The sequence below is a fragment of the Martinezella sp. CNPSo 3795 genome (assembly GCF_057784475.1).
In genome coordinates, this window is the sequence record NZ_JBXSOQ010000017.1 from 80,239 (window position 1) to 88,525 (window position 8,287).

The following is an 8,287-nucleotide window of genomic DNA, read 5'->3' on the forward strand; positions in this document are numbered from 1 at the left end:
GCGTTGATCGATCTCTTCTGTCAGCACGTTAGGGCCGTATCTGTCCGGTGCCGCGAACGCGATATTTGAAGGAAGTGAGCTGTTCTACGCCGACAGGCCCGCGCGCATGCATCTTGCCGGTGGCGATGCCGATTTCCGCGCCCATGCCGAATTCGCCGCCATCGGCAAATTGCGTCGAGGCATTGTGCAGCAGGATCGCCGAGTCGATCTCGGTGAAAAAGCGCTCGACAACGTCAGGATCTTCGGCAATCACGGCTTCGGTATGGTTCGACGAATATTTGCCGATATGGGCAATGGCACCGGAAATGCCGTCGACCAGCGCGACCGAGATGATCGCGGCCAGATATTCGGTCGTCCAATCCTCTTCCGTGGCCGCCTTGAGGCCGGGAACGAGCTGCAGGACATCGGCGGAGCCACGGATTTCGCAGCCTGCCGCGGCAAGGCCGTCAAGCAGCGGCCTCAGATGGGTGGAAGCGACCTTCTTGTCGACCAGCAGTGTTTCAGCGGCACCGCAAATGCCGGTGCGGCGCATCTTGGCGTTGACGACGATGGATTTCGCCATGTCGAGATCAGCCGAGGCATCGATGTAGATGTGGCAGAGGCCTTCAAGATGGGCAAAGACCGGCACGCGCGCCTCGGTCTGCACGCGTCCGACGAGGCTCTTGCCGCCGCGCGGCACGATGACGTCAATATTACCTTCGAGGCCGCGCAGCATGGCGCCGACGGCAGCGCGATCGCTGACGGGCACGAGTTGGATAGCATGTTCCGGCAAGCCTGCTGCCTTCAATCCTTCGACCAGGCACTCATGGATTGCCTGCGAGGAGCGGCGCGAGTCGCTGCCGCAACGCAGGATCACGGCGTTGCCTGCCTTCAGGCACAGTGCGCCGGCGTCGGCCGTCACGTTCGGCCGGCTTTCGAATATAACGCCGATGACGCCAAGCGGCGTGCGGACACGCTCGATCTTAAGGCCGTTCGGACGATCCCAGGCGGCGATGACTTCACCGACGGGATCGGCGAGGGCAGTAATGGCGCGGATGCCGTCTGCCATCTCGGCGACGCGCTTGTCGTTCAGCGTCAGGCGGTCGACGAAGGAGGCAAGCATGTCGGTACCCTCGACGTCTTTCAGGTCTTTCGCGTTTTCAGCGAGGATATGATCCTTACGAGCCAGAATGGCATCCGCCATGGCATTCAGTGCCTTGTTCTTGCTCTCCGTCGACGCGAAAGCCAACGGTCGCGACGCAGCCCGGGCCTTGCGGCCGATATCGTTCATCAGCGCGTCGATGTCGGGGCTTTGTGCGACAGTATCAAGCATGAGCTTCATCCTTCTTCGATTTCTCGGCCTTCGTCTTGACGGATGCCGTCATGACGAGGTCGTCGCGATGCACCATGGCGGCGCGGCCGGCATAGCCGAGGATCGCCTCGATCTCAGCCGATTTGCGGCCGGTAATCTGGCGGGCCTCTTCGGCATCATAGCCGACAAGGCCGCGGGCGATTTCGCGGCCGGAGGGGCCGATGACGGCGACGGTGTCACCTCGGCCGAAATGACCGACGACTTTACGGACACCGGCAGGCAGCAGGCTCTTACCAGCGCCAAGCGCGGTCACTGCGCCATCGTCGACATGCAATTCGCCGGCCGGCTGCAGCTGCCCGGCAATCCAGGTCTTGCGGGCGGTGACGGGCGTGCCAGACGGCGCGAACCAGGAGGAGCGGGCGCCGCTCTCGATCGCATTCAGCGGCCGATCGGTCTTGCCCGATGCGATAATCATGGCGCAGCCAGCCCCGGTTGCGATCTTGCCAGCATCGATCTTCGTGCGCATGCCGCCGCGCGACAGTTCCGAGGCGGCGCCGCCGGCCATGGCTTCGATCTCGGGCGTGATCTCCGCGATGGTATCGAGGAATTTCGCCTGCGGATCGAGATGCGGCGGGGCGGTATAAAGGCCGTCGATGTCGGATAGCAATACCAGCAGATCGGCGCCGGTCATGGTGGCGACGCGGGCGGCGAGGCGATCATTGTCGCCATAGCGGATTTCGCTTGTCGCGACCGTATCGTTCTCGTTGATGATCGGCACGGCGCCGATCTTCAGGAGCTGGTTGATGGTGGCGCGCGCATTGAGATAGCGCCGGCGCTCTTCCGTGTCACCGAGGGTCAGCAGGATTTGGCCGGCGACGATATCGTCATGCGACAGGCTTTCCGACCAGGCGCGGGCGAGCGAAATCTGGCCGACGGCCGCCGCCGCTTGGCTCTCCTCCAGCTTCAGTGCGCCCGAGGGCAGGTCGAGCACGGAGCGGCCGAGCGCGATCGCGCCCGAGGAAACCACCAGCACATCGATGCCCTTGGCCTTCAGGGCGGCGATATCCGCGCACATGCCGTCGAGCCAGGATTTCTTCAAGCCCGTCTTGCGATCGACGAGAAGGGCGGAGCCGATCTTGATGACGATGCGGCGGTAGCGATCGAGCGGCTTGCGGGCAGTCATCCCTGATGATCCCCGTCGTCACCACGGCGTTCGTAGTCGTCTTCGCCCGCATCGTCGGAAAGCTGCATGTCTCGGTGCCGCAGCTTCGGCGTTTTCGCGGGCTTATCCGCTTCGCCGGCGTTGGCTTCGACGATCACGTCGCGCAGCGCGCGCAGCACTTCCGTCATACCGCGGCCGGTGGCGGCCGAAATCTGGAAGGGCGTCTTACCGCAGGCCCGCGCCAGCTCGCGCGTCTTCTTCTTCAGCGTTTCCTCATCCAGCACGTCGATCTGCGAGAGGGCGACGATCTCCGGCTTGTCAGTGATGTCGTTGCCATAGGCTTCGAGCTCGTGCTTCACGGTCTTGTAGGCTTTACCGACCTTTTCTTCCTGGGCGGAGACCAGATGCAGGAGTACGCGGGTGCGCTCGACATGGCCAAGGAAGCGGTCGCCGATGCCCACACCTTCGTGGGCGCCTTCGATCAGACCGGGAATATCGGCCAGAATGAATTCCTGACCGTCGATGGTGGCGACGCCGAGATTAGGATGCAGCGTCGTGAAGGGATAGTTGGCGATTTTCGGCCGGGCGCGGCTGACCGCGGCAAGAAAGGTCGATTTTCCAGCATTCGGCAGGCCAACGAGGCCGGCATCGGCGATCAGCTTCAGCCGTAGCCAGATGGTCTTTTCTTCGCCTGGGAGGCCCGGATTGGCCCAGTCCGGCGCCTGATTGACCGAGGATTTGAAATAGGCATTGCCGAAGCCGCCATTACCGCCGGCGGCCAGCCGGAAGCGCTGGCCTTCTTCGGTCAAATCGCAGATTAGCGTTTCCTGGTCTTCTTCGAAGATCTGCGTTCCCACGGGCACTTTCAGCGTCACGTCGTCGCCCTTGGCGCCGGCGCGGTTCTTGCCCATGCCATGCATGCCGACCTTCGCCTTGAAGTGCTGCTGGTAACGGAAATCGATCAACGTATTCAGGCCGTTGACGGCCTCGACCCATACGTCTCCGCCACGGCCGCCATCGCCACCATCCGGACCGCCGAACTCGATGAACTTCTCGCGGCGGAAGGAGACGCTGCCCGCGCCGCCATCGCCTGAGCGAATATAGACTTTTGCTTCATCGAGAAATTTCATCTTACGTCCGTCACTCGGTGTCGCGCATATCCCTTCGGATCGAGTGGGATTCACAAAGCCTATGCGCTCTTTTCAATATCTGCCGCTCGCTCTGCATCCAAAAGACGCATCGGGCGACCGTTTGCCCGTCATGCCGCCTTCGATATAGGCGCTTCGGGCTGAGGTCAAAGAATATCGTGCTGCTCCAGTGCCATAAAGGGCGGAACTGTACAATTGGCATGATGGTCATCGCCGGGCGGGCCAGCGATGACCGATTTTCGGGGCCTCAGGCTGCCTGCGAGAGCCGCAGCGCGCCCGGCTTCAGCACGGTTTCGATATGCGGAACCATGGTGTTGCGGGCAAAGCTGTAGATCTCCGAGCAGCCGATGATCTCGAAGCCGAGCTTCTGCTGCAGCTTGAGCGACGCCGGATTATCGGCGAAGACGCCGGAATAAACGGCGACTTCGGGCATGCGGCGGGCAAAACGTTCGAGCGCAGCCTTGACCGCTTCGGTCATGATGCCTTGCCGCCAGTAGAAGCGGTTCAGCCAATAACCGAGGTGCCAGCGGCCGTGGCGAAGCTCGATGCCGACGCAGCCGATATGAGCATCATCCCGCTCGGTGATGGCGAGCTCCCAATCGACACCGAGGCCGGAAGTGTGCTCGACCAGCCAGTCGAGCGCATCCTGCCGGTCATAGGGCGCGGGAACGCGGGCCAGCATGCGGGTGACGGCGAAATCCGAAAGCGATTCCGCAATCATATCGGCGTCGCTGAGCCGGTGCGGGCGCAGCGTCAGTCGGCCGGTCTGGATGACCGGCGTCGGCCCAGGCATCAAAATCCGGGCATCGCGGCGGGTGAGGGCGAGAGCGTTCATCTCATGCCTCCCCAGCTGCGCAGCGAGATCCAAGTCTTGCGATCGAGCCTGTACCATTCGACCGGAACGGTGCTGCCGAGCGCCAGCGACGCGGCAAGGCCGGATCCCTGGAACTGGAAGCCGCACTTCTGGACGACACGCCTGGAGGCGACGTTCGTTACCCGGCAACGGGCATCGATCTGCGCGACGTTCTCACGCGTGCGGAAGACCATGTCGATAAGGGCATGGGCCGCTTCCGTGGTGTAGCCCTGGTTCCAGTAGGGTTCGCCCAGCCAGTAACCGATCTCGACCGTGTTCGGATCACCCGTGGGCTCTACCCCGCAGCAGCCGAGAAAGGCGCCGTTGTCGGCTTTGGTAATGGCATAGACGCACTTGCCAATCTCGCCAACCTTCGTGCGTCGCACGAAATCGGCGGCATCGGCGGTCGTATACGGGTGCGGCATACGCGATACCATTGTGGCGACATTGGCGTTGTTGGCGAGATGGGCAAGGGCGTCGATGTCTTCTTCGTGGGGGGCGCGCAGAACGAGCCTTTCCGACAATAAGACGGGGCAATCGGTCCTTAACCTATCCGGCCTCAGCCGTTCTTCGGGAGACCTTGATTGGTCTTCCCTTAACAATTCGCCTTGCATGGTTCAGTCCTCCTTGGTTGAGGGTAAAGAAAAAGGGGAGATGGCGCCCCATCTCCCCTTTTTCTGGACTGAACCTGATGCGGTCAGCCGGGTCGATGAGACGCCGGCTGTTTTAGAGCGCTACCGGCTTATTCCGCTGCTTCCGCTTTCGGCATTACAGACACGTACACGCGGCCATTGGCCTTCGTACGGTAGTTCACGTTGCCCGCCGTAAGCGCAAAAATCGTGTGATCCTTGCCGAGGCCAACGTTGGAACCCGGGTGCCACTGCGTGCCGCGCTGACGCACGATAATGTTGCCTGCGATGACGGCTTCGCCGCCGAACTTCTTCACGCCAAGGCGCTTGGATTCGGAATCGCGACCGTTGCGCGAGGAACCGCCAGCTTTTTTGTGTGCCATTGGAGTTCTCCTTTAAACCTTGATCCCGTTACTTACTTGGCAGCCACGATGTCCGTGATGCGGACAACAGTGTGATGCTGGCGATGGCCGCGCGAACGCTTCGAGTTCTGACGACGGCGCTTCTTGAAGGCGATAACCTTCTTGCCGCGGTTGTGCTCGACCACTTCGGCCTTGACGGAAGCGCCCTTGACGAAGGGAGCACCAATCGCAGCGTCGGCGCCTTCGCCGATAACGAGGACTTCGGTGAATTCTACGGTGTCGCCGGCGGTCACTTCGAGCTTCTCGATGGTCAGCACGTCGTTGGCTGCCACACGGTATTGCTTACCGCCGGTCTTGATGACTGCGAACATTTTTTATCCTTTCATGTTCGTTCCGGCTCTCTCGCCTTAAGGACGAGCGGCCGTCTTTTTATCAGTCGAAACTTAGCAGGGATTCCAAAGGCTTGAGCCTTCAAAAAGATCTGCCGGTGAAACCCTGCGCGAAGCAGGGCTGGCAAGGCGCGGACTTATCCACACCTATTGCGTCGCACGGGATATATAAGCGTCCCTGATCTGTCAAGGCAAAAGGATGAAAAGCTTTCATATTCGCCCTTGCTATCCTCTTCGTCTCTCGCTATGTAGCCCTCCGCGCCGAACAGCGCCGACCAACATAACCGGAGAGGTGGCAGAGTGGTCGAATGCACCGCACTCGAAATGCGGCATACCTGCAAGGGTATCGTGGGTTCAAATCCCACCCTCTCCGCCATAAATGTTTGTATTATCATGCGCTTATGATGCTGGTGTCTGCGGCAAGCGTCGCGAGTTTTTACTCTCTGCGATCACAATTAATCACAGGGCCACGTTAAAGGTGCCGCACGACGCACCTGCTTCTCGGAATTCAACTCACATTTTGGATTGCTTTGCACAGGCAACCATGGATGCGGATTTAACACGTCGCGACGGATATGTTGAAGAAATCGAGTTTTTTTAACTTATCGAGTCGGCATATGTTAAATCCGTCCTACCAGCTTCCCGATCTGACGTCGCTTGATGGCTTGGAAATGATCGAAGTTTTCAAGGCACTCGCGGCAGCCAACAGATCGCTAGCTGAGCTGTAGCTGCGAACCGAACATCTCAAGCGGCCCTGCGGTTGCCTTCCCTAAATATATCGGCCCGATCGGCGTAACTACTGGTCGGCCTTCATCGTTTGGAGAATGAAAAGCGGTTAGCCGTTTCGAACTTTGATCAGCGCCATTCTCCTAGCATGTATTTCATGCTGCTCCATGGTGATTTTATATATTTCTTTTTGCTCAATTATCGTTATGCCCATGATTTTGTTGTTTAGAATTGCTGATGATCTAAGTTCGAGTAGTGCGTATTTCATTCCGAGTTTTTCAAATTCAGCAATTTCTTCTTTATTCATTCTTAAAAAATCCACCTTACACCTCAATGTTGCTTAAAAGGTATTTAAAATCATCTGAAAAGGTGAAAGGCAATACCGTGCGCGGCGATAAATTTGGATTTGTCGGAGGGACCGGGCAAGAATCCGCGCGCCCCGCTCCGGGACTGGCTTCCTTCACAATCGGCGCTAAAATGGATCACGCGGCTATCTCATCCTGCTATCGGTGACGCGGCGTTTCACGAGCAAGCGAGTGACTGAGAGCGTTAGAGCGCGCCTGTCCCGCTGCTCGAATGACTCGCCCATAGTTTCCCGGCAGCATTATAGAGCCCTCCTCGAGAAGGGTATGAGTAAAGTCAAAGCCATTTCCTCTCCGTAGGTTGAATGATGCCAGTACTCAAACGCCCAGGCATGAAACGTTTGCGCAAGAGCTTGCCAAACCTGAAAGGAATGATGATGGCGAGTAAAAGCGCAAAAGTTGCCGTTGCTTTAGGCATCGCATTGGCGCCGCCGGCCGAAGGCTATTACGGGTATGTCCACAAAGACCTGATCGGCATACTCACCTATTGCTACGGCGAAACCCAGAATGCGAAGGACATGTAGGCACGGGCCTTCAGTCAGCAGGAATGCCTTGATCTATTGAAGAAGCGAATGGCGCACTACCAACAACAAGGCAACGCGGCCTGCGTGAGGGCTATGACGACCTCTCTCCCTATGTTCAGATGGCGTTCAACGACTTCAGCTACAATCTTGGCAACCGGCTTTTGCATCTCTTCCGCAGTTGCCCATCTTCGCGCCGGGAATGTTCGTGCAGCCTGCGACCGGATTACGCTCTACAACAAGGCAAGGAAGAACGGCGTACTGGTCGAGCTGCCTGGCCTGACGAAGCGGCGCGCTCTTGAGCAAATGTTTTGCTTAAAGGGGGCGTGATGTTCGGGATCCTCGATTACCTCAAGCTCGGAGCTGGCGTGCGATCGGCATTCTGCTCACATCGCTCTATTGGATCGGTATGCCGATCCTCAATGATTATCCCATTCTCAAGAATACCCGCTGCTCAGCCATATCGCTGTGGGCTATGTCCAAGCGGTCAAGGATGATGCGCTGGAGGGTTACGTGCTCGAAAGCGGGAAGACGACGGCGGAAGCCAGGCAGCGGAGATGGAGCGCCAACGCAATGCTGCCTCTCAAGCTCTCACCGAAGCCGCCAAGCGCCCGACCGCAGACGAACTCGCACAGCAGGTAAAGGATGCCGAAGTCGATGTTGCAATTGCCGACTATGAAAAGAAAGCGAAGTCGGAATATCAGCATCGCTGCGCCAACCGGAAGCGTCTCGGTTGGAAACGAAACTTTGCAACGGGCGGAAGAACCATTTCGCGGGACGCTGTGTATCATGGCGGCCCTACCGTATTGGTATCGGAAATTTTCGACGTCTCGTAAAGTCCATC

10 protein-coding genes, 1 tRNA gene and 1 pseudogene are annotated in these 8,287 nt (G+C 58.9%); 4 read left to right on the forward strand and 8 right to left on the reverse strand.

Translation table 11 applies throughout. The annotated features are described in order from the left end of the window. Positions 1 to 28 precede the first annotated feature (28 nt). The 7 genes from AC13QY_RS29930 to rplU all read right to left on the reverse strand — a co-directional run bounded on the left by AC13QY_RS29930 (position 29) and on the right by rplU (position 5,816). Positions 29 to 1,312: a glutamate-5-semialdehyde dehydrogenase gene (locus AC13QY_RS29930; RefSeq protein ID WP_113501481.1), complete on the reverse strand. Its 1,284-nt coding sequence runs from the start codon at positions 1,310 to 1,312 to the stop codon at positions 29 to 31. After that, positions 1,305 to 2,474: a glutamate 5-kinase gene (proB, locus tag AC13QY_RS29935; RefSeq protein ID WP_069611421.1), complete on the reverse strand. Its 1,170-nt coding sequence runs from the start codon at positions 2,472 to 2,474 to the stop codon at positions 1,305 to 1,307. The genes AC13QY_RS29930 and proB overlap by 8 nt, the downstream gene beginning before the upstream one ends. Beyond that, the gene (gene obgE, locus AC13QY_RS29940) at positions 2,471 to 3,583 is read right to left on the reverse strand and encodes a GTPase ObgE (RefSeq protein WP_113501469.1); all 1,113 of its coding nucleotides are present in this window, start codon (positions 3,581 to 3,583) and stop codon (positions 2,471 to 2,473) included. The genes proB and obgE overlap by 4 nt, the downstream gene beginning before the upstream one ends. A 265-nt stretch (positions 3,584 to 3,848) precedes the next feature. Continuing rightward, a complete protein-coding gene (locus tag AC13QY_RS29945; protein WP_113501471.1) occupies positions 3,849 to 4,436 on the reverse strand; it encodes a GNAT family N-acetyltransferase in 588 nt (195 codons plus the stop codon). Then, complete coding sequence (locus tag AC13QY_RS29950; RefSeq protein WP_113501472.1) at positions 4,433 to 5,068, reverse strand: GNAT family N-acetyltransferase; 636 nt, start codon at positions 5,066 to 5,068, stop codon at positions 4,433 to 4,435. Before AC13QY_RS29950 ends, AC13QY_RS29945 begins: the two co-directional genes overlap by 4 nt. A gap of 128 nt (positions 5,069 to 5,196) precedes the next feature. Further along, positions 5,197 to 5,466 carry a 50S ribosomal protein L27 gene (gene rpmA / locus AC13QY_RS29955; protein WP_004127267.1) on the reverse strand — a complete coding sequence of 90 codons (270 nt, stop codon included), beginning with the start codon at positions 5,464 to 5,466 and terminating at the stop codon, positions 5,197 to 5,199. Between the two features lie 32 nt (positions 5,467 to 5,498). Then, positions 5,499 to 5,816 carry a 50S ribosomal protein L21 gene (rplU, locus tag AC13QY_RS29960; RefSeq protein ID WP_028753733.1) on the reverse strand — a complete coding sequence of 106 codons (318 nt, stop codon included), beginning with the start codon at positions 5,814 to 5,816 and terminating at the stop codon, positions 5,499 to 5,501. A gap of 304 nt (positions 5,817 to 6,120) precedes the next feature. Here rplU and AC13QY_RS29965 point away from each other — a divergent pair. Continuing rightward, a tRNA-Ser gene (locus tag AC13QY_RS29965) sits at positions 6,121 to 6,210 on the forward strand. A gap of 459 nt (positions 6,211 to 6,669) precedes the next feature. On the opposite strand, the gene AC13QY_RS29970 is transcribed toward AC13QY_RS29965, so the two are convergent. Further along, positions 6,670 to 6,867 carry a hypothetical protein gene (locus tag AC13QY_RS29970; RefSeq protein WP_113501473.1) on the reverse strand — a complete coding sequence of 66 codons (198 nt, stop codon included), beginning with the start codon at positions 6,865 to 6,867 and terminating at the stop codon, positions 6,670 to 6,672. A 360-nt stretch (positions 6,868 to 7,227) separates the two neighbouring features. Here AC13QY_RS29970 and AC13QY_RS29975 point away from each other — a divergent pair, with 360 nt between their 5' ends. The 3 genes and pseudogenes from AC13QY_RS29975 to AC13QY_RS29985 all read left to right on the forward strand — a co-directional run bounded on the left by AC13QY_RS29975 (position 7,228) and on the right by AC13QY_RS29985 (position 8,279). Next, a complete protein-coding gene (locus tag AC13QY_RS29975; RefSeq protein ID WP_162764031.1) occupies positions 7,228 to 7,446 on the forward strand; it encodes a lysozyme family protein in 219 nt (72 codons plus the stop codon). A 21-nt stretch (positions 7,447 to 7,467) separates the two neighbouring features. After that, a pseudogene (locus AC13QY_RS29980) lies at positions 7,468 to 7,773 on the forward strand (glycoside hydrolase family protein); the annotation flags it as partial. A gap of 227 nt (positions 7,774 to 8,000) precedes the next feature. Continuing rightward, positions 8,001 to 8,279, forward strand: a complete 279-nt coding sequence (locus AC13QY_RS29985; RefSeq protein WP_113501475.1) for a hypothetical protein — start codon at positions 8,001 to 8,003, stop codon at positions 8,277 to 8,279. Positions 8,280 to 8,287: the final 8 nt, after the last annotated feature.

What these genes read in the sequence shown, in the direction of transcription:
- AC13QY_RS29975 (WP_162764031.1), top strand. Translation starts at nt 7,228, where the DNA reads ATGATGCCAGTACTCAAACGCCCAGGCATGAAACGTTTGCGCAAGAGC.
- AC13QY_RS29970 (WP_113501473.1), bottom strand. Translation starts at nt 6,867, where the DNA reads ATGAATAAAGAAGAAATTGCTGAATTTGAAAAACTCGGAATGAAATAC.
- proB (WP_069611421.1), bottom strand. Translation starts at nt 2,474, where the DNA reads ATGACTGCCCGCAAGCCGCTCGATCGCTACCGCCGCATCGTCATCAAG.
- AC13QY_RS29945 (WP_113501471.1), bottom strand. Translation starts at nt 4,436, where the DNA reads ATGAACGCTCTCGCCCTCACCCGCCGCGATGCCCGGATTTTGATGCCT.
- obgE (WP_113501469.1), bottom strand. Translation starts at nt 3,583, where the DNA reads ATGAAATTTCTCGATGAAGCAAAAGTCTATATTCGCTCAGGCGATGGC.
- AC13QY_RS29930 (WP_113501481.1), bottom strand. Translation starts at nt 1,312, where the DNA reads ATGCTTGATACTGTCGCACAAAGCCCCGACATCGACGCGCTGATGAAC.
- rpmA (WP_004127267.1), bottom strand. Translation starts at nt 5,466, where the DNA reads ATGGCACACAAAAAAGCTGGCGGTTCCTCGCGCAACGGTCGCGATTCC.
- AC13QY_RS29985 (WP_113501475.1), top strand. Translation starts at nt 8,001, where the DNA reads ATGGAGCGCCAACGCAATGCTGCCTCTCAAGCTCTCACCGAAGCCGCC.
- rplU (WP_028753733.1), bottom strand. Translation starts at nt 5,816, where the DNA reads ATGTTCGCAGTCATCAAGACCGGCGGTAAGCAATACCGTGTGGCAGCC.
- AC13QY_RS29950 (WP_113501472.1), bottom strand. Translation starts at nt 5,068, where the DNA reads ATGCAAGGCGAATTGTTAAGGGAAGACCAATCAAGGTCTCCCGAAGAA.